Origin of the sequence: Catellatospora coxensis (assembly GCF_016862635.1) — a bacterium.
GTDB lineage: Bacteria > Actinomycetota > Actinomycetes > Mycobacteriales > Micromonosporaceae > Catellatospora > Catellatospora coxensis.
Map to the genome: position 1 here is coordinate 23,514 of NZ_BONI01000001.1, position 18,489 is coordinate 42,002.

Here is an 18,489-nt window from a genome sequence, read left to right on the forward strand (position 1 = left end):
GCCCTGACCTTCGCCGCGCACTGTCGGCGGATGACACGAGTGCTCTATCTAGCGGGTTGGGGCCGTAGCGGCACGACGATCATCGACAACGTGCTCGGCTCCCACCCCGGTGTCTTCACCACCGGTGAGCTGTGGTTCCTCTGGGAACGCGGGCTGCTCGGCGGGCGCAGCTGCGGCTGCGGGGAGCCGGTGCGCTGCTGCCCGCTGTGGCGCGAGGTGCTGCGCCGGGCGTACGGCCCGAACGTCCCCGATCCGCGTCAGGTCAAGCGGTGGCAGCGCGAGTCGGCGCGGGCCCGGCACACCATGCGCGTGCTGCGGCACGGGCACCCGCTGGTGAGCGTGTTCAGCAAGCTGTACGCGGCCGTCGCCGAGGTCACCGGGGCGACGACGATCGTGGACTCGTCGAAACTCCCGTCGGGGGCGGCGGTGCTGGCCCGCCAGCAGGCGGGCGTCACGCCGTACCTGCTGCACGTGGTGCGCGACCCGCGCGCGGTGGCGCACTCCTGGCAGCGCCCGAAGCGGCAGCTGGACCGGTCGGCCCCGGCGATGATGGTGCGGCACGGTCCGTACGACAGCGCCGTGAAGTGGGTGTCCTGGAACGGCCTCATCGAACGGGCCGCCCGTGCGTTCCCCGGCCGCTACCTGCGCCTGCGCTACGAGGACTTCGCGGCCGATCCGCGCGCGGCCATCGCCGGCGTGCTCGCGTTCGCGCAGACCGCCCCGGGCACGAGCCCGTTCCGGGGCGAGCGCACCGTGGAGCTGTCCGCCAACCACACCGTCTCCGGAAACCCGGGCCGCTTCCGTACCGGCACGGTCGAGGTGCGCGCCGACGAGGCCTGGCGCGGGGAGCTGCCCGCCTCCTCCCGCCTGGCCACCACCGCCCTGACCCTGCCCCTGATGCGCCGCTACGGCTACCGCGTATGACGAAGGCCCCGCGACACAGGTCGCGGGGCCTTCGTGGTTAAGAAGGGCACCTTCTACAACGCGGAGCGTTGTGAAGGTGCCCTTCCTTCTCAGCTGTCGCCGCCGGTTTCGCCGGCGGGGGCCGCCAGGACGTCGTCGATGGCGTACTTGCGGGCCGCTTCCGCCGGAGCGTTCGCGGGGACCTCACCGGCGCGGGCGAGCTGGGCCAGGACCGCCACGACGACCGACTCGGCGTCGACGTTGAAGTGGCGGCGCAGGGCCGAGCGCGTGTCCGACATGCCGAAGCCGTCGGTGCCGAGCGAGGTGTAGTCGCCCGGGACCCAGCGCGAGATCAGGTCCGGGACGGCCCGCATCCAGTCGGACACGGCGACCTTCGGGCCGGGCGCGTTCTCCAGGGCGCGGGTCACGTACGGCACCTTGGCCGGCTGGTCCGGGTGCAGCAGGTTGTACCGCTCCGTCTCGACCGCGTCGCGGCGCAGCTCGGTCCAGCTGGTCGCCGACCACACGTCGGCGGCCACGCCCCAGTCCTCGGCCAGCAGCTGCTGGGCGCGCAGCGCCCACTGCATGCCGACACCCGAGGCCATGATCTGCGCCTTGGGCCCCTCGACCGTCGCGGGCGCGTACCGGTACAGGCCCTTGAGCAGGCCGGCCACGTCCACGTCGGCGGGCTCCGCCGGGTGCACGTACGGCTCGTTGTAGACGGTCAGGTAGTAGAAGACGTCCTCCGGCGACTCGCCGTACATGCGCTTGAGGCCGTCCTCGACGATGTACGAGATCTCGAAGCCGAACGCCGGGTCGTACGCCACCGCGGCCGGGTTGGTCGCCGCGATGAGGTGCGAGTGGCCGTCCTCGTGCTGCAGGCCCTCACCGTTGAGCGTGGTCCGGCCCGCGGTCGCGCCGAGCAGGAAGCCGCGCGTCATCTGGTCCGCCGCCGCCCACAGGCCGTCGGCCGTACGCTGCCACCCGAACATCGAGTAGAAGATGTACACCGGGATCATCGGCTCGCCGTGCGTGGCGTACGCGCTGCCCGCGGCCGTGAACGAGGCGACCGAGCCGGCCTCGTTGATGCCCTCGTGCAGGATCTGCCCCGCGGTCGACTCCTTGTAGGACAGGAACAGCTCCCGGTCCACCGCCGTGTACTGCTGGCCGTGCGGCGAGTAGATCTTCGCGGTCGGGAACAGCGAGTCCATGCCGAAGGTGCGCGCCTCGTCGGGGATGATCGGCACCCAGCGGTGGCCGATCACCTTGTCCTTCATCAGGTCCTTGAACAGGCGGACGAAGGCCATCGTGGTGGCGATCTTCTGCTTGCCGGAGCCCTTCTTCAGGTCCGCGTAGACCTTGGTCTCGGGCAGCTGCAGCGGCTTGGGCGCGGTGTTGCGCGAGGGCAGCGAGCCGCCCAGCGCGGCACGCCGCTCCATCAGGTAGCCGATCTCGTCGCTCTTCGCACCGGGGTGGAAGTACGGCGGCTCGTACGGGTTGGCCTCCAGGGCCGAGTCCGGGATGTCCAGGAAGAGGCGGTCGCGGAAGCTCTTCAGGTCGTCCAGCGTCAGCTTCTTCATCTGGTGCGTGGCGTTGCGGCCCTCGAAGTGCGAGCCCAGCGTCCAGCCCTTGATGGTCTTGGCGAGGATGACCGTCGGCTGACCGGTGTGCTCGGTCGCGGCCTTGTACGCCGCGTAGAGCTTGCGGTAGTCGTGGCCGCCGCGCTTGAGACCCCAGATCTCGTCGTCGGACATGTGCTCGACCATCTTGCGGGTCCGCGCGTCGCGGCCGAAGAAGTGCTCGCGCACGTACGCGCCGGACTCCGCCTTGTAGGTCTGGTAGTCACCGTCGGGCGTCACGTTCATCAGGTTGACCAGCGCGCCGTCGGTGTCCTGGGCGAGCAGCGGGTCCCACTCGCGGCCCCAGACGACCTTGATGACGTTCCAGCCGGCGCCCCGGAAGAACGCCTCCAGCTCCTGCATGACCTTGCCGTTGCCGCGGACCGGGCCGTCGAGGCGCTGCAGGTTGCAGTTGATGACGAAGGTGAGGTTGTCCAGCTCCTCGCGCGCGGCCAGGCCGTTCGCGCCCAGGGTCTCCGGCTCGTCCATCTCGCCGTCGCCGAGGAAGGACCATACTCGCTGGTCCGAGGTGTCCTTGATGCCGCGGTGGTGCAGGTAGCGGTTGAACCGCGCCTGGTAGATCGCGTTCAGGCCGCCCAGGCCCATGGACACCGTCGGGAACTCCCAGAAGTCCGGCATCAGGCGCGGGTGCGGGTACGACGGCAGGCCGCCGCCCGGGTGCGTCAGCTCCTGGCGGAACCCGTCGAGCTGGTGCTCGGTCAGGCGGCCCTCCAGGTACGCGCGCGCGTACATACCGGGGGAGGCGTGGCCCTGGTAGAAGATGTGGTCGCCGCCACCAGGGTGGTTCTTGCCCCGGAAGAAGTGGTTGAAGCCGACCTCGTACAGCGACGCCGACGACGCGTACGTCGAGATGTGCCCGCCGACGCCGACACCGGGGCGCTGCGCTCGGTGCACGGTCATGGCCGCGTTCCACCGGATGTACGCGCGCAGCCGGCGCTCGATGTGCTCGTCGCCGGGGAACCACGGCTCGCGCTCGCTGGGGATCGTGTTGATGTAGTCGGTCGTGGTCAGCGGGGGGACGCCGACCTGCCGCTCACGAGCCCGCTCCAGCAGGCGCAACATGACGTACCGGGCGCGCTTGGCGCCTCGCTCGTCGATCACTCCGTCGAGCGACTCCACCCACTCGGCCGTCTCCTCGGGATCGATGTCCGGGAGCTGGCTCGGCAGGCCGTCGCTGATCACCGGGCGCTTGCGTTCGGTGGCCACAGGCGTTCCCTCGTAGTTGTAGTGATGATCGGTCTAGACACAGAGTTTGTCTGTTCGACCCATCCTGCCCCTCCGGTGGGGGATTCGTCACGCGTACCGGCACGCGATGCGACACGCGACACGCATACTGACCAGTAACATTTCGGTCGGCTTCACGACCGGGGGAGCGCTCCAGTGGCGTACGCCGATTAGATTGCCGCCCATGCGACGACTCCTCGGTCTCCTACTCATCGCATACGGGTTCCTGCTGGCCGTCAACACGACCTTCCCCCTCCTGGCCGATCTGGGCGGGGAAAAGGTGACGGCGGGGAACAACGGTGATGCTTTGGTCTGCCAGCAGGACCTGCTGGCCCCGCCGTACGCGGGCATCTACGGCAACTGCGAGCTCAGCTGGGTCAACGGGCCGCTCCGGGACAGCGGCCGGGTGGTCGGCCGGGACGTCGCCGCCGCGCTCGACGCGAACAAGACCGCCGTCCCGGCGGTCGCGATCACCGGCATGGACGGGTACGCCTTCATCGCGCCCACGGGCCTGGAGCGCATCGCCGGCTTCGCCGCCCCGCTGGTGATCGTCTTCGGCCTGATCCTGCTGTTCGCCCCGCGCAAGCGCCGCCGCAGGAGCGGTGGCCACTCGCACGGGGACCACGACGGTGACGACGACTACGACAGCGACGACTCCGGCGACTCGGGTGACTCCGGCGGCGACGGCGGGGGCGACGGCGGGGGCGGCGGCGACTGACCGCTGCCTGCCGCTGCGCCCTCCCGGTGTCAAGATCGGCGTTTCCGGTCCAGAAGTGCGGTCCGACCTCACTTCCTGACCGGGAACGCCGATCTTCCTTCGCTCGTGGCCGGGCCGGACCGAGCCGGGATCGGGGGCGTCTAGGGTGGGCGGGTGCGTAGTGAAGTGCTGACGGTGCGGACCGGGAACCGGGCGACCGTCGTCGACATCACCGATCAGGCGGCGTCCTTCGTGCGGGAGCTGGGGGACGGGCTGCTGCACGTGTTCGTGCCGCATGCGACTGCCGGGATCGCGATCATCGAGACCGGCGCGGGCAGTGACGACGACCTGCTCACGGCGCTGGAGCACGTGCTGCCCGCCGACAACCGCTGGCAGCACCGGCACGGCTCACCCGGGCACGGGCGCGACCACGTGTTGCCCGCCTTCGTGGCCCCGTACGCCAGCCTGCCGGTCCTGAACGGTCGCATCGCCCTGGGCACCTGGCAGTCGATCTGCCTGGTCGACACCAACGGCGACAACCCCACCCGCCAGGTCCGCCTCTCCTTCCTCGCCGGCTGAAACTTTCGGCGGTAGGCCGGTTCCGCTCGCACCGCCCACCCCTCGCACGCCGCCCGGCCGCGCCCCGCGCCGCCCCGCGCCCCGCGGGCCGCGCCCCCCCAAGATCGCTCGATTTGCCCGGCACCTGTGCGTATCTTGAGCGCCCATTCACCCACCTGCCTGGCAAGTCGAGCGATCTCGGGCAGCTGCCGGGCGCGTGGCGAAAGGGCGGGGCCGGGCGGGTGATTGACACCCTCGAAATGTGGCGGCAATAATTCATGGGCGCAGATGGGAGCGCTCCCAGATCTTTGGCGCGTTCTGGCTGCTCACGCCCGCTTTCGATGCACCACCGATCGCCCCATCGAAAGGACCCCCAGTGCGTAGACCCGTGCTGATCGCGCTGGCCGCCGTGGCCGGGCTCGTCTCGACGAGCCTGACCGCCGCCGCCGCCTCGGCCGACGGCCCTGAGCAGATCGTCAACGGCACCTTCACGTCCGGCCACGCCCCCTGGTGGGGAACGTCGAACATCACGCTCGACTCCAGCGGCGGGCAGTTGTGCGCCGACATCCCCGGCGGCACCGTGAACCCCTGGGACGTGATCATCGGGCAGGACAACGTCCCGCTGGTCGCGGGGGACACCTACAGCTACAGCTTCACCGCGAGCGCGACGCCCGACAAGGTCGGCAAGGCGCTCATCCAGCTCCCGGTGGACCCGTGGACGCAGTTCCTGGCCGCGAATCCGCTGATGACCGGCACTGCCACCGGCTACTCGTACACCTTCACCGCGCCCGTCTCCCTTCCGAACGCGCAGGTGGCGTTTCAGATCGGTGGCAGTGCCTCCCCCTGGCGGCTCTGCCTGGACGACATCTCCCTCAAGGGCGGCGCCGAGCCCGAGGTCTACGAGCCCGACACCGGCCCGCGGGTGCGGGTCAACCAGGTCGGCTACCTGACCAAGGGCCCGAAGAACGCCACCGTGGTCACCGAGGCGACGGCGGCGCTGCCCTGGCAGCTCAAGAACGCCGGCGGCACCGTGGTCGCGAGCGGGAGCACCACCCCGCGCGGCGTGGACGCCAGCTCCGGCCAGAACGTGCACTCGATCGACTTCAGCTCGTACGCGGTCGCGGGCGCCGGCTTCACCCTGGTCGCCGACGGGGAGACCAGCCGCCCGTTCGACCTGGCCGGCAACCTCTACGCGGGGCTGCGCGACGACGCGCTGAAGTTCTTCTACACGCAGCGCTCCGGTGTCGCGATCTCCGACGCCCTGCGCCCCGGCTACGGGCGGCCGGCGGGCCACGTCGGCGTCGCGCCGAACAAGGGCGACACCTCGGTGCCCTGCCAGCCGGGCGTCTGCGACTACTCGCTGGACGTTTCCGGCGGCTGGTACGACGCCGGTGACCACGGCAAGTACGTCGTCAACGGCGGCATCTCGGTGTTCCAGATGGTCAACGAGTTCGAGCGGGGCAAGTGGGCGGCGACCGCCCAGGCGTTCCCGGACGGCCAGCTGAACCTGCCGGAGAGCGGCAACGGCGTGCCGGACATCCTCGACGAGGCGCGCTGGCAGCTGGAGTTCCTGCTGAAGATGCAGGTCCCGGCGGGCAAGCCGCTGGCCGGCATGGCCCACCACAAGATCCACGACAGCGAGTGGACCGGCCTGCCGCTGCTGCCGAACCTCGACGACAAGCAGCGCGAGCTGCACCCGCCGTCGACCGCGGCGACGCTGAACCTGGCCGCCGCGGCGGCCCAGGCGGCCCGCGTGTACGCCCCGTACGACGCGGCCTTCGCGGCCCGCAACCTGGCCGCGGCCCGCACCGCGTACGCGGCGGCGCTGGCCCACCCGGCGATCTACGCCAGCCCGTCCGACGGCACCGGCGGCGGCACGTACGACGACGTCGTCGTGACCGACGAGTTCTACTGGGCAGCCGCCGAGCTGTACCTGACCACCGGTGAGAACCAGTACCGGGACGCGGTGACGGCTTCGCCGCTGCACACGGCCGACGTGTGGAGCAGCAACGGCTTCGGCTGGCAGTCGCTGGCCGCGCTGGGCCGCCTCGACCTGGCCACGGTGCCCAGCGCGCTGCCCGGCCGGGCCGCGGTGCGCGCCTCGGTGGTGTCCGGCGCGGAGGAGTACCTGGCCGCGATCGAGGCGCACCCGTACGGCGTGCCGTACCAGCCGGCGAACAACTCCTACGACTGGGGCTCCAACAGCCAGATCGCGAACAACCTGGTGGTGCTGTCGGCGGCGTACGACATCACCGGCCAGGACCGGTTCGCCGACGCGGTGACGCAGGGTGCGGACTACCTGTTCGGCCGCAACGCGCTGAACATGTCCTACGTGACCGGCTACGGCGAGGTGCACGCGAAGAACCAGCACAGCCGCTGGTACGCCCACCAGCTCAACCCGGAGCTGCCAAACCCGCCGAAGGGCACCCTGTCCGGCGGCCCGAACTCGTCCATCCAGGACCCGCTGGCGCAGCAGAAGCTGACCGGCTGCACCGGGCAGTTCTGCTACATCGACGAGATCGACTCGTGGTCCACCAACGAGCTGACCATCAACTGGAACGCCCCGCTGGCCTGGGTGGCGGCCTTCCTCGCCGGCCAGGGCGACGGCGCGAGCGCGCCCGCGCCCACCTGCAAGGTGACCTACACCAAGCACGCGCAGTGGCCGGCCGGGTTCAACACCCAGATCACGGTCAAGAACACCGGCCCGACCGCGATCAACGGCTGGACGCTGCGCTGGTCGTTCCTGGGCGGTCAGCGGGTCGACTCGGTCTGGAGCGCCGCAGCGACCCAGGCCGGCGCGACGGTCAGCGCGAGCAACCTGTCCTGGAACAAGGTCATCGCGCCCGGCCAGTCGGTGACCTTCGGGTTCCTCGGCGACGTCGCGACCGGCCCCAACCCCGACCCGGCCCTGTTCACCCTGAACGGCGCCGCCTGCTCGTAACACCTCCTCCCACAGGGGCGGTCGCGGCCACAAGCCGCGGCCGCCCCGCCCCATTGGGACGCTTCCCCCGGGCCGGTTTGGGTAGCCTCATTTCATGAGCGAACGATTCACGGGATCGGACGGCCCCGACCTCGTCGACGCCCCGATCGTCGCGGTGACGGTGTTCCCGGACCGGGCGCGGGTGACCCGGCGCGCCACGGTGACCCTGACCCCGGGCGAGCACCGCGTCCCGTGTGGACCCCTGCCGCTGAACCTGCTGCGCGACTCGGTGCGGGTGTCCGGCCACGGCCCGGCCGCCGTCGCCGGGGTGAACGTGGTGACCCGCCGCGAGCCGGTGACCACGCACGGCGCCGTCGTCGAGCTGGAGGCGGAGCTGCGCGAGATCGAGGCGGTGATCGCCGTGCTCGACGACGCCGACACGGTCGCGACCGCCCGGGAGCGTTTCCTGGGCAGGCTGGCCATGCGCGGCGCGGGCACGCTGGCCGCCGGTGAGCCCGGGGCGGCGGCCCGCTTCGCCGACGGGCTGGACGAGCAGCTCACCGCGATCCACGCGGGCCGCCGCAGCCGTGAGCGGGAGCGGTTCGACCTGCACCGCCGCCGGGAGGCGGCCGAGCGCCGGCTGATGGACCTGCGCGGCAGCACCCGCCCGGACCGGCTGGCCGCGGAGATCCTGCTGGAGGTCGACGAGGCGGGCGAGATCGAGCTGGAGCTGGCGTACGTGGTGCCCGGCGCGAGCTGGAGCAGCGGCTACGACCTGCGGCTCGCGGGGGACGCGCTGACGCTGACCTGGCACGGCATGATCACCCAGCGGACCGGTGAGGACTGGCCGGAGTGCGCGCTCAAACTGTCCACGGCCCGCCCCGCGGGCGCGCTGGAGGTGCCCGAGCTGGACCCGTGGTTCGTCGACGTGGAGCGCCCGGTCCTCTACCAGCCCGTGGCGATGGCGATGGCGGCCCCACCGCCGCCCGCCCCGGGGGCCGCGCCGATGCAGACGATGATGCCCAAGGCGCGGGCCGCGGTGCGGGAGACCAGCGCGAGCGTGGAGGAGGGACCGGTCGCGGCGACGTACACCCCGCTCAAGCCGGTGGCCGTGCCCGCCGACGGCACCGCGCACCGCACCCTCATCGCGCGCTTCGACCTGGCCGCCCGCCTCGACCACATCACCGCCCCGGTACGCGCCGAGGAGGCGACGCTGCGCGCCACCGTGCTCAACACCTCCGGCCACACCCTGCCCGGCGGCTCCGCGGCCCTCTTCCACGAGGGCGACTTCGTCGGCTCCACCCGCCTCGACCCCTGGGCCCCCCACGAGGAGCGCGAACTGGCCCTGGGCGTCGACGACCGCGTCCGCGTCGAGCGCGAACTCGTCCGCCGCGCCGCCAGCAAGGCCACCCTCGGCTCCTCCCGCCGCACCGACGCCGAATACAAGATCACCATCGCGAACCACACCCCCCGCGACATCACCGTGACCGTCCTCGACCAGCTCCCCGTCTCCCGCGACTCCCAGATCACCGTCAAGGAACTCCACACCAAACCCGACCCCGCCGACCGCTCCGACCTCGGCGTCTACACCTGGAAACTAGCCCTCGCCCCCAACGCCACCCAGGAAATCCACTTCGCCCTCCGCGTCGAATCCGCCAAGGGCGTCGACATCTCCGGCTGGCGCGACTGACCCGACACGAAGATCGCGACGATCTTGCGTGGACTGTGGGGATGACACGCCCCAATCGGGCATATCCTCAACAGTTCGCGCAAGATCGTCGCGATCTTGAGCGTGGGGCGGCGGGTCAGTGGCAGGTGGCGAGGCCTTGGTCCTGGAAGGTGCTGCCGGGTGGGGTGACGAATTTCCAGGTGTAGGAGTCCTGGTAGAGGGAGAGTTTCAGGACGCCGAAGGTGTCGTCGTTGCGGGCTCGGGAGTTGGGGGCGATGGTCTTGCTGAAGCCGTTGAGGCCGCCGCCGCCGGTGCCGACGGTGAACTGGCGGACGCCTTTCTCCTTGTCGAGCTCGCCGTCGGGGGTCTGGGGGGCGAAGCGCTCGTAGTGGTGGTTGTGGCCGTTGAGGACGAGTTCGACGCCGTGGTCGTAGAGGAGCTGGAAGAAGGGCTTCACGCGGGGGTCCGAGCCGTGTTTCCAGCCTGAGGTGAACAGGGGGTGGTGCCACATGGCGACGGTGCACTTGGCGTCGGAGGACTCCAGCTCCTCGCGGAGCCAGTCGGCCTGGTCGGAGTCGTCCTCGCAGTCGACCAGGTCGCAGGTGGAGTTGAGGACCAGGACCTGCCAGCCGTTCAGCTCGTACGAGTACCAGCCCTTGTCCTTCTCGCCGGCGGCGTCGCCGAAGTAGTCGTAGTAGGGCCCGCCGTTGTCGGTGCGCATGTCGTGGTTGCCGATGGCGGGGCGGGTGCGGTCCTTGTGGCGGCCCCAGTGCGGCTCGTAGCACTTCTGGAACTGTTCGGCGGTGCCCGCCACGTAGGCGTTGTCGCCGAGTGTGAACACCGTGCCGGGGATCCGGTCGAGCAGTTTCGCGGTGGCCTCGTCGCCGTCGCTGAGGCAACTGCCGATGTCGCCGGCGCCGACCAGCACCGCGGGTTCCTCGGCGGCGGGCGCGCGCTCCGGCGCGGCGAGGGCGGCGGGCTGCTGGGGCGCGAGTGCGGCGAAAAGGCCGAGACCTGCGGCGGCGAGCAGGAGACGGCGGGCACGGGGGGACCGGTGAACCATGACGCAGATTATGGGTAAATCTGGATAAATCGTCCATCTTGTGCAGTGGTCTGGCGTGTCCGATCGCCGATCCGGGTGGTCGCCCCCGCCTCCTCTGGGTAATGCTGTGCAGCGTGAGCACCTCTCATGATCTCGACGAACGGTTCCGGAGCGCGCTGGCGGCCTGGACCGCCGGCACCCCGCCGAACGGCGATCCGCATGCGACGGTGCGCCCCGACAGCGGCCTGACCGGGGCCATGGCCAGGGAACTCTTCGACGCCCAGGTCACCAGCCGGCACCTGGACCTGGCCGCGCGGCGGCTGCGTGCCGACGGCGCCGGGTACTACACCATCGGCTCGGCCGGCCACGAGGGCAACGCGGGCGTCGCCGCGGCGCTGCGCCCCACCGACCCGGCGCTGCTGCACTACCGCTCCGGAGCCTTCTACGCCGCCCGCGCCGCCCAGCTCGCCGAGGGCAAGGTCGACGCCATCCGCGACGTGCTGCGCGGCATCGTGGCCAGCGCCGCCGAACCCATCGCGGGCGGGCGGCACAAGGTGTTCGGCAGCACCGACCTCAACATCATCCCGACGACCTCGACCATCGCCTCGCACCTGCCCCGCGCGGTCGGGCTGGCATTCGCCGTCGAGCGCTCCCGGCAGGGCCTGGACGCCCGGCGGGGCCGGCACGCCGCAGAGGACGGCGGGCCCGCGCTGGTGCCGCCCGCCTGGCCTCGCGACGCCGTCGTGCTGTGCTCGTTCGGCGACGCCTCGGTCAACCACGCCAGCGCCGTCGCCGCCTTCAACACCGCGGGCTGGTCCGACTTCACCGGGCTGCGGCTGCCGCTGCTGTTCGTGTGCGAGGACAACGGCCTGGGCATCAGCGTGCGCTCGCCCGCCGGCTGGGTCGGCGAGACCCTGCGCGCGCGGCCCGGCCTGCGCTACTTCCACGCCGACGGCTGCGACCTCGCCGACACGTACGCCGTGTCCCGCTCCGCCGTCTCCTGGGTGCGCCGCCACCGCCGCCCCGCCGTGCTGCACCTGCGCACCGTACGGCTGATGGGCCACGCCGGGGCCGACGCCGAGCTGGCCTACCGGACCACCGCCGAGATCGAGCACGACCTGGCCCTGGACCCGCTGCTGCGCACCGCGCGGCTGCTCGTCGACGCCGGGCAGGCCAGCCCGATGGAACTGCTCAGCCGGTACGACGAGATCGGCTGGCGGGTGCAGCAGGCCGCCGCCGGAGTGCGCGACGAGCCGAAGCTCGCCTCCGCTGCCGAGGTCGTCGCCCCGCTGGCCCCCCGCCGCCCGCTGCGCGTCGCCAAGACCATCGCGGCGGCCGGGGAACGCGCCGCCGGGGCCGCGCTCGCCGAGCGCCACCGCATCTTCGGCGGCAAGCTCCCTGAGCAGACCGGCCCGCAGACGCTCGCCCAGGCCGTCAACGCCACCCTGGCCGACCTCATGATCAGCCACCCGCAGGCCATGGTCTTCGGCGAGGACGTGGCCCGCAAGGGCGGCGTCTACGGGGTCACCAAGGGCCTGCGCGACCGCTTCGGCCCCGCCAGGGTCTTCGACACCCTGCTCGACGAGACGTCCATCCTCGGCCTCGGGCTCGGCGCCGGGCTGGGCGGGCTGCTGCCCATCCCCGAGATCCAGTACCTGGCGTACCTGCACAACGCCGAGGACCAGCTGCGCGGCGAGGCGGCCAGCATGCGCTTCTTCTCGCAGGGGGCGTACCGCAACCCGATGGTCGTGCGCATCGCCGGGCTGGCGTACCAGAAGGGCTTCGGCGGGCACTTCCACAACGACCACTCGGTGGCCGTGCTGCGCGACATCCCCGGCCTGGTCGTGGCCGTGCCCTCGCGCGCCGACGACGCCGCCGCGATGCTGCGCACCTGCGTCGCCGCCGCCGAGGTCGACGGCACGGTCAGCGTGTTCCTGGAGCCCATCGCCCTCTACCACACCCGCGACCTGCACACCGACGGCGACGGCGGCTGGCTGAGCCCGTACGCCGCGCCGGACCGCTGGGCCGACACCCACGTGCCCGTGGGCCGCGCCCGCAGCCACTCCTACGGGGCCGGGGACCGGCTCACCGTGCTCACCTTCGGCAACGGCGTACGCATGTCCCTGCGTGTCGCCGCGCGGCTGGCCGAGGAGGGCCACGGCTGCCGCGTCGTGGACCTGCGCTGGCTCGCCCCGCTGCCGCTCGCCGACATCGTGCGCGAGGCCGGGGCCACCGGCCGCGTCCTGGTCGTCGACGAGACCCGCCGCTCCGGCGGCGTCGGCGAGGGCGTGCTCGCCGCGCTCGTCGACGCCGGCTACGTCGGCCTGGCCCGCCGCGTCGCCGCCGTGGACACCTTCCTGCCGCTGGGCCCCGCCGCCGACCACGTCCTGGTCGGCGAGGACGCCATCGAACGCGCCGCCCGCGCCCTCCTGGCCGCCTGAACGGGCAGTAGGGCCAAGATCACTCGATTTGCCCGACATGTGGGCGAAAACCGGAGCAAGATACGCATAGGTGCCGGGCAAGTCGGATGACCTTGGGCGGATGCGGTCCCCGCGCCGCCCCCGGCAGCGCCTGAGCCGCGTTTTTGGCGACCCGCCGAGGCCGCCACTTGCGCTGGACGCTAGAACTGTGTGGACTACCCGCAGTCGGCTGTGACGCCGACGACAATAATCGAGTGACCCCGCAGCGAACCGCGGGTGTCCGGAAAACGAAGAGGAGGCACAAGACAGTGAGCGCGACCGCAGGTCAGGCCGCCGAGGGCGTACGCAGCCTGGCGGACCGGTTCGGCATCGAGCCGGACATGGTGGTCATGGAGATGGGGTACGACGACGACGTCGACCACGAGCTCCGTGACGCCCTGGCCGACGCATGCGGATCTGATCTGGTTGACGAGGACACCGACGAGGTCGTCGACGCGGTGCTGGTGTGGTACCGCGAGGACGACGGTGACCTGTTCGAACTGCTTACCGACGCCATCTCCCCGCTCGCCGAGAGCGGCGTGGTGTGGCTGCTGACCCCGAAGTCGGGCCGGCCCGGGCACGTCGAGCCCAGTGAAATCGCCGAGGTGGCACCCACCGCGGGACTCTCCCAGACTTCCACCCTCAGCGCCGGCAAGGACTGGAGCGCGGCGCGGCTGGTGGCACCGAAGGCGGCACGCGCGTCCAAGCGCTGAACCCCGCCGCGGTCCTTCGAGCGGCCTGCCCCGACCGGCAGGCCGCCAGGGAAACCTGCGACCATGGAACCCATGCCGATCGAGGTGGGCGCGGCGGCGCCGGATTTCGTGCTGAAGGACCAGAACAATCAGGAAGTACGGCTGTCCGACTTCCGGGGCGCGAAGAACGTGCTTCTGGTGTTCTACCCGCTCGCCTTCACGCGCACCTGCCAGGGCGAGCTGTGCGAGATCCGGGACAACCTCAACGACTTCGTCAACGAGGACACTCAGGTGCTGTCGATCAGCGTCGACTCGGTGTTCGCGCACAAGGTGTGGGCCGGTGAGCAGGGGTACGAGTTCCCGCTGCTCGCCGACTTCTGGCCGCACGGGGCCGTGGCCCAGGCGTACGGGGTCTTCAACGAGGACCGGGGGTACGCCAACCGGGGGACGTTCGTCGTCGACAAGGCGGGGGTCGTCCGGTACGCGGAGATGAACCTGCCCGGTGACGCGCGTGACCAGGAGGCGTGGCGCAAGGCGCTCGGGGCGCTCTGAGCCGTAAGTCCGGTGAGGGCGGGGTCGGCGGTCAGGTAGGATGTGCCGGTTCGTGTCGGCGCAGGCCGAAGCGGGCGTGTAGCTCAGCGGGAGAGCATCCGCCTTACAAGCGGAGGGTCGCAGGTTCGAACCCTGCCACGCCCACAGTCCAGGAGCAGGCATTTCGCCTGCTCCTGCTGTTCTCGTGATCGTCAGCGCGGGCAGACCTTCGCCGCCGGTGACCGCTGTAGACCCTGGATTGCCGCCGCTAGTTGCACGGATGTTGCACGCAAGATCGACCCGGTGTGGTCGGTACGGCCTGCGGCTTAGGAAGGGGCTCGTCCTAACCGAAACAATCTGTCGGCAACCTGCGCAAACGCGCGCCTCCTCGCGTCGTCGCCGCTAGATCATTCCGTGAATGTTCCGCGCGCCCGCCCGCGGGTTCAGCGGAGACGCACCCGCCCCAAGATCACGCTATCGAGCCACGCCGATGATTGCTACTAGTGGTAGCACCAGGAGAATGATCGTGCTCCACCGCGGCCTCCGCGTTACCGGCCGGCAGGCATTAGGGGCTTCGACGACGGCCGCCAACAGCTCGTCCAGTTCCGTATTGTTCTTTCGGAACAGTCCCGGAAGCTCCCGCTTGACCGTTCCACCACCCTCACATTCGCGAAGGACGACATAGGCGGTATGCGAGAACGCGCTGACCTCCGTCGACATGATCCTGCTCCGGGGGATGGACAGCTCCGTCACGGCACCCAGCACCTTCACGCGTTCCGGCAGAACGACCACGCGCCGAGCCACGCCGAAAACGCCGATCAGCGCAAGTACCGGCCCGAAGACGGCGACCAACATCAGGACGTTGTCGGTAGTCAGCGGCCACCCCAGGTAGCCCGCGACGGCTAGCCCAATCACAAATGGTCCGCCGTAGATGATCGCCCACGGCTCGATCTGACAGACCACAGCGCGATCAGACTGCCGAACGACCGGGCGGCGCGATTCCGCCCGTCTTGCACGGAATCCACGCCCCCAGCGGGCGAACAGCACCCCGGCACCGAGCCAGAGCAGGTACGGCGCGAGAGCAAGAACGATGTCGCTGGTGTAGGCGTCACCGGCCGCCACACGAGCGTGCGTTCGGATGATCGAGATCCGCACCTCATCACCCTTCCGCAATGCGCTGGATGGCCAAGCCAGCGTGAGCCAGAACTGCTCACATCGCGCCTCGGCACAGGCCTCGACCTCGACGAAGTAAGAGCTGCCGTCAGCGCCGTAGCGCCCTGGGAGGCCGATGGTGTCCACAACTCGCGCGGGGACGCGCTCACCCTCACGTACGACGGTGTTGACCCTTGCCGAAGCCAGGCCAAGCGCCGTCGCGCCGAGTATGGCGAGCAGCACCGCGAGATAGCCGGACGTCTGCCATCGCCTGATCACGTCGTTTGTTCTCCTCACGCCGCCGTGCAGTCCAGACCTCGCCGACGCCGGTACCAGGCATGATCTCCAAAACCAGCAGCACGGGTCAAGCTGCGCTCCAGTGCGCGACCACCAGCAACGGCCTGAAAGGGCGAGCCTCAATGCCTCGTCAAACGGGTCGCACGGCTCGCAGGCGGTTCAAGGTTCGCCGGCACCCATCCAAACCCTGAACCTACGGATTACTGGCGGCAAGGTCGGTAGCGCCTTCTGACGAGGTCCACGGACCGAAGACGGTCGAACACGGATGAGTGGGGGCAACGGCGTTGCTGTACGTACCTGCTGTACAGCAACGGCAGCGATCGGTTATCCCTCGGTGGTCGAGGTAACGGCCTGTTCCATCGCTCTAGCGGAGCCGGGATAGTTGGCAGGTTTGAAGCTGCCGACAGCGATTCCGGCGGCGCGCAAGCGATCTAGGCGAGACTTAAAGTGCACCAAAGCCCAGGGTCGATCGTCGCCGAAAGTGAGTGGTCGATCGCGCATCGTTGTTCGCCTCGCACGATTGCTGCTATCCAAGGCGAAGTAGGACGTGTGTTGGCCAAACCACGAGTCGTGATCCAACGCGCTGACCGGCAACTAATTCCAAGACGGGCGCTCCGTGAGTGGGATCAACGCCGATGACAACTCCGACGGCATCCCGATCCAGGCCGAACGGAAGCGGATCGATGGCAACCGTGTCACCGATTCGGAAGCTGCTGCCATCTTCGGCGAGCCAGAACGTCGGGCTCGCCATTATGCGTGCTCGGACTCGCGCAGGTGACGGCTGATGACCCGTATGACGGCAGTCGAGGTATTCCAGGAGACCGAACGGGACACCGCTTTCGGGTCGTAGAGGATGCGGTCGACTTCGGTCATCTCCTGCGTGTCCTCGTCGGCCCAGAGTGGTCGATCGGCACTCTCGATGGCAGTCATTGAACTCCCCTGAAACAGCACATACCGTTGGGATGGGGCCCGAGGCGGTCGGCGGTGCGAGCGCGACCACTCCGAGCTGTATTCAGCCTCGGGGTCGGACGGCGAGCACTGAAGACCCTGACCGTCTACGCCCGTCTACGGAAAGCTGTGATGTGACCAGCGAGTTCGGTGAAGTCATGAAGGTTCTGCGCGAGTCCGCCGGCCTGAGCTTGTTCGGGCTCGCGAAACGAATCACCTGGAGCAAGGCGGCGGTCGGCCACGCGGAGAGCGGGCTCCGCGCGCCGACTCCCGAACTGGCGCGTGCCATCGACAGGGCGCTTGGGGCGAACGGCGTGCTCATCGCGGTGGCCGCGACGATGCGAACTCGGCGACGTAACGTGAGCGATGTGGACCGCCGTGATCTGCTGAGGTTGCTGGCGTCGACGGGTGTCGCTACAGCTGCGGAACTTGGCGACAGCGAGGTACCCGGTCGACTCGGCGGGACCGATGTCGCCCGAGCGCTGGAGCGCACGAAGCGGCTGCGGCGACTGGACGACTCGCTGGGTGGCGCTGACACCTACGGATTGTTCCTGGCGGAGGTACGTTCAACCGAAGCGACGTTGGTCGGCGGCAGCTTGAGCGGCAGTGTCCGACGCCAGTTACTCGCGGTGCTGGCCGAGCAGGCACAGCTTGCAGGTTGGGCGGCGTTCGACGCTGGTTGGAGCGACAAGTCGACGCGACTCTTCGCGATGAGCCGTCAGGCGGCATTGGAGGCGGAGGAGCCGGCGCTGGTGGCCAATGCGATGGCTCTCGACGCATACCAGCGGGCGTTCAGCGGCCGGGTCGATGTGGCATTGGCGCGAGCGTCCTGCGCCGCATTGACCGATGCGGTTCCCGGACTGGTCAGGGCGCTCGTGTTCGACCGAGCTGCCTGGTCACACGCGGTTGCGGGCGATGCGGACCAAGCCGAGGCGGCGCTGGCCGAGGCGGCGGCAGCGGTGGAGTCAGCTGTCGGCTCGCCCGAACCCGATTGGGCCGCATGGGTGGATGCCCACGAGATCGATATAATGACGGGCCGGTGCTGGTCGGTGCTGGGCCGACCTCTCCGGGCGGTGGCGCCGCTGGAGAGCGCGTTGAGCGTGTTCCCTGACGCATACGCCCGGGACAAGGCTCTTTACCTGCTCGCCCTGGCCGAGGCGTACCTACACGGTCGAGAGCTGGAGCTTGCCGCGCAGACCATCCGACAAGCGCACATGTTGACGAAGGGTGTGGCGTCGGATCGTCCACGGCATCGGCTGAACACGACCCTGACTCTGGCCGCGCCGTTCGCGACGGTGAAGCCCTTCAAGGAGCTTCACGAACACATCGCCGGGACCTCGACTATTCCGCGTTGACCGCGGTGCGCGCCCATGCGATGCACGCGGGCGCGGCCGCGGTCATGGCCACGGCGGTGATCTGAGGGTTCTGCCAAGGATGATGCGCTGCGAGGTACTTCTCGACCTCGGAGTACCGGTCCTCGGTGGTGATGAACACGGCCTGCCACTCCTCGCCGGTGCCGTACTCGCCGAGGTGCCAGAACACCGACGTCACAGGGCCGACTACCTGTGCGGACGCGGCCAGTCTGGCCTGCACCACCGCACCGGCGAGCGCGACCGCGTCGTCACGATGTTCCGTTGCCGTGGTCACCTGAATCAGCCCGGTCATGCCGACAGCCTCTCATTTCGGCTTCCTCCCGGATACTTCGCCGGGCAGCCATATTCGAGCCGGCCCGCGTTGCTCGGGCTGTTCGCCAGGTT

General features: G+C 70.0%; 14 protein-coding genes and 1 tRNA gene. 10 read left to right on the top strand and 5 right to left on the bottom strand.

Features of this window, described 5'->3' with window-relative positions:
* Positions 1–30: 30 nt before the first annotated feature.
* Complete coding sequence (locus tag Cco03nite_RS00110) at positions 31–924, top strand: sulfotransferase (protein WP_203687808.1); 894 nt, start codon at positions 31–33, stop codon at positions 922–924.
* A gap of 89 nt (positions 925–1,013) precedes the next feature.
* Here Cco03nite_RS00110 and aceE read toward each other — a convergent pair whose 3' ends face one another.
* Positions 1,014–3,749 carry a pyruvate dehydrogenase (acetyl-transferring), homodimeric type gene (aceE, locus tag Cco03nite_RS00115; RefSeq protein WP_203687809.1) on the bottom strand — a complete coding sequence of 912 codons (2,736 nt, stop codon included), beginning with the start codon at positions 3,747–3,749 and terminating at the stop codon, positions 1,014–1,016.
* Positions 3,750–3,951: 202 nt separating this feature from the next.
* On the opposite strand from aceE, the gene Cco03nite_RS00120 reads away from it, so the two are divergent.
* From Cco03nite_RS00120 to Cco03nite_RS00135, 4 genes are all read left to right on the top strand, one after another.
* Entirely contained in the window at positions 3,952–4,485 is a 534-nt protein-coding gene (locus Cco03nite_RS00120) for a hypothetical protein (RefSeq protein ID WP_203687810.1), read from the top strand.
* 153 nt (positions 4,486–4,638) lie between these two features.
* Positions 4,639–5,043 carry a secondary thiamine-phosphate synthase enzyme YjbQ gene (locus Cco03nite_RS00125; protein ID WP_203687811.1) on the top strand — a complete coding sequence of 135 codons (405 nt, stop codon included), beginning with the start codon at positions 4,639–4,641 and terminating at the stop codon, positions 5,041–5,043.
* 367 nt (positions 5,044–5,410) lie between these two features.
* Positions 5,411–7,963 (top strand): glycoside hydrolase family 9 protein, encoded by a 2,553-nt coding sequence (locus Cco03nite_RS00130; protein ID WP_239167026.1) that lies wholly within the window; start codon positions 5,411–5,413, stop codon positions 7,961–7,963.
* 94 nt (positions 7,964–8,057) lie between these two features.
* Positions 8,058–9,632, top strand: a complete 1,575-nt coding sequence (locus tag Cco03nite_RS00135) for a DUF4139 domain-containing protein (RefSeq protein ID WP_203687813.1) — start codon at positions 8,058–8,060, stop codon at positions 9,630–9,632.
* 115 nt (positions 9,633–9,747) lie between these two features.
* Here the strand turns inward: Cco03nite_RS00135 and Cco03nite_RS00140 are convergent, their stop codons facing one another.
* Entirely contained in the window at positions 9,748–10,674 is a 927-nt protein-coding gene (locus tag Cco03nite_RS00140; protein WP_203687814.1) for a metallophosphoesterase family protein, read from the bottom strand.
* 101 nt (positions 10,675–10,775) lie between these two features.
* Here Cco03nite_RS00140 and Cco03nite_RS00145 point away from each other — a divergent pair, with 101 nt between their 5' ends.
* From Cco03nite_RS00145 to Cco03nite_RS00160, 4 genes are all read left to right on the top strand, one after another.
* Positions 10,776–13,094 carry a thiamine pyrophosphate-dependent enzyme gene (locus tag Cco03nite_RS00145; protein WP_203687815.1) on the top strand — a complete coding sequence of 773 codons (2,319 nt, stop codon included), beginning with the start codon at positions 10,776–10,778 and terminating at the stop codon, positions 13,092–13,094.
* A gap of 287 nt (positions 13,095–13,381) precedes the next feature.
* A complete protein-coding gene (locus tag Cco03nite_RS00150) occupies positions 13,382–13,825 on the top strand; it encodes a DUF3052 domain-containing protein (protein ID WP_203687816.1) in 444 nt (147 codons plus the stop codon).
* A gap of 72 nt (positions 13,826–13,897) precedes the next feature.
* A complete protein-coding gene (locus Cco03nite_RS00155) occupies positions 13,898–14,356 on the top strand; it encodes a peroxiredoxin (protein ID WP_203687817.1) in 459 nt (152 codons plus the stop codon).
* A gap of 72 nt (positions 14,357–14,428) precedes the next feature.
* Positions 14,429–14,500 (top strand) — tRNA-Val (locus Cco03nite_RS00160).
* A gap of 309 nt (positions 14,501–14,809) precedes the next feature.
* Here the strand turns inward: Cco03nite_RS00160 and Cco03nite_RS00165 are convergent.
* Both Cco03nite_RS00165 and Cco03nite_RS00170 read right to left on the bottom strand, forming a co-directional pair.
* A complete protein-coding gene (locus Cco03nite_RS00165; RefSeq protein WP_203687818.1) occupies positions 14,810–15,766 on the bottom strand; it encodes a hypothetical protein in 957 nt (318 codons plus the stop codon).
* Positions 15,767–16,534: 768 nt separating this feature from the next.
* Positions 16,535–16,714, bottom strand: a complete 180-nt coding sequence (locus tag Cco03nite_RS00170) for a hypothetical protein (protein ID WP_203687819.1) — start codon at positions 16,712–16,714, stop codon at positions 16,535–16,537.
* A gap of 152 nt (positions 16,715–16,866) precedes the next feature.
* Between Cco03nite_RS00170 and Cco03nite_RS00175 the strand changes: the two genes are divergently transcribed.
* Complete coding sequence (locus Cco03nite_RS00175; RefSeq protein ID WP_203687820.1) at positions 16,867–18,087, top strand: helix-turn-helix transcriptional regulator; 1,221 nt, start codon at positions 16,867–16,869, stop codon at positions 18,085–18,087.
* On the opposite strand, the gene cutA is transcribed toward Cco03nite_RS00175, so the two are convergent.
* The gene (cutA, locus tag Cco03nite_RS00180) at positions 18,074–18,397 is read right to left on the bottom strand and encodes a divalent-cation tolerance protein CutA (RefSeq protein ID WP_203687821.1); all 324 of its coding nucleotides are present in this window, start codon (positions 18,395–18,397) and stop codon (positions 18,074–18,076) included. The genes Cco03nite_RS00175 and cutA overlap by 14 nt on opposite strands.
* Positions 18,398–18,489 lie beyond the last annotated feature (92 nt).

What these genes read in the sequence shown, in the direction of transcription:
- Cco03nite_RS00110 (WP_203687808.1), top strand. Translation starts at nt 31, where the DNA reads ATGACACGAGTGCTCTATCTAGCGGGTTGGGGCCGTAGCGGCACGACG.
- Cco03nite_RS00120 (WP_203687810.1), top strand. Translation starts at nt 3,952, where the DNA reads ATGCGACGACTCCTCGGTCTCCTACTCATCGCATACGGGTTCCTGCTG.
- Cco03nite_RS00135 (WP_203687813.1), top strand. Translation starts at nt 8,058, where the DNA reads ATGAGCGAACGATTCACGGGATCGGACGGCCCCGACCTCGTCGACGCC.
- Cco03nite_RS00140 (WP_203687814.1), bottom strand. Translation starts at nt 10,674, where the DNA reads ATGGTTCACCGGTCCCCCCGTGCCCGCCGTCTCCTGCTCGCCGCCGCA.
- Cco03nite_RS00145 (WP_203687815.1), top strand. Translation starts at nt 10,776, where the DNA reads ATGCTGTGCAGCGTGAGCACCTCTCATGATCTCGACGAACGGTTCCGG.
- Cco03nite_RS00155 (WP_203687817.1), top strand. Translation starts at nt 13,898, where the DNA reads ATGCCGATCGAGGTGGGCGCGGCGGCGCCGGATTTCGTGCTGAAGGAC.
- Cco03nite_RS00170 (WP_203687819.1), bottom strand. Translation starts at nt 16,714, where the DNA reads ATGACTGCCATCGAGAGTGCCGATCGACCACTCTGGGCCGACGAGGAC.
- cutA (WP_203687821.1), bottom strand. Translation starts at nt 18,397, where the DNA reads ATGACCGGGCTGATTCAGGTGACCACGGCAACGGAACATCGTGACGAC.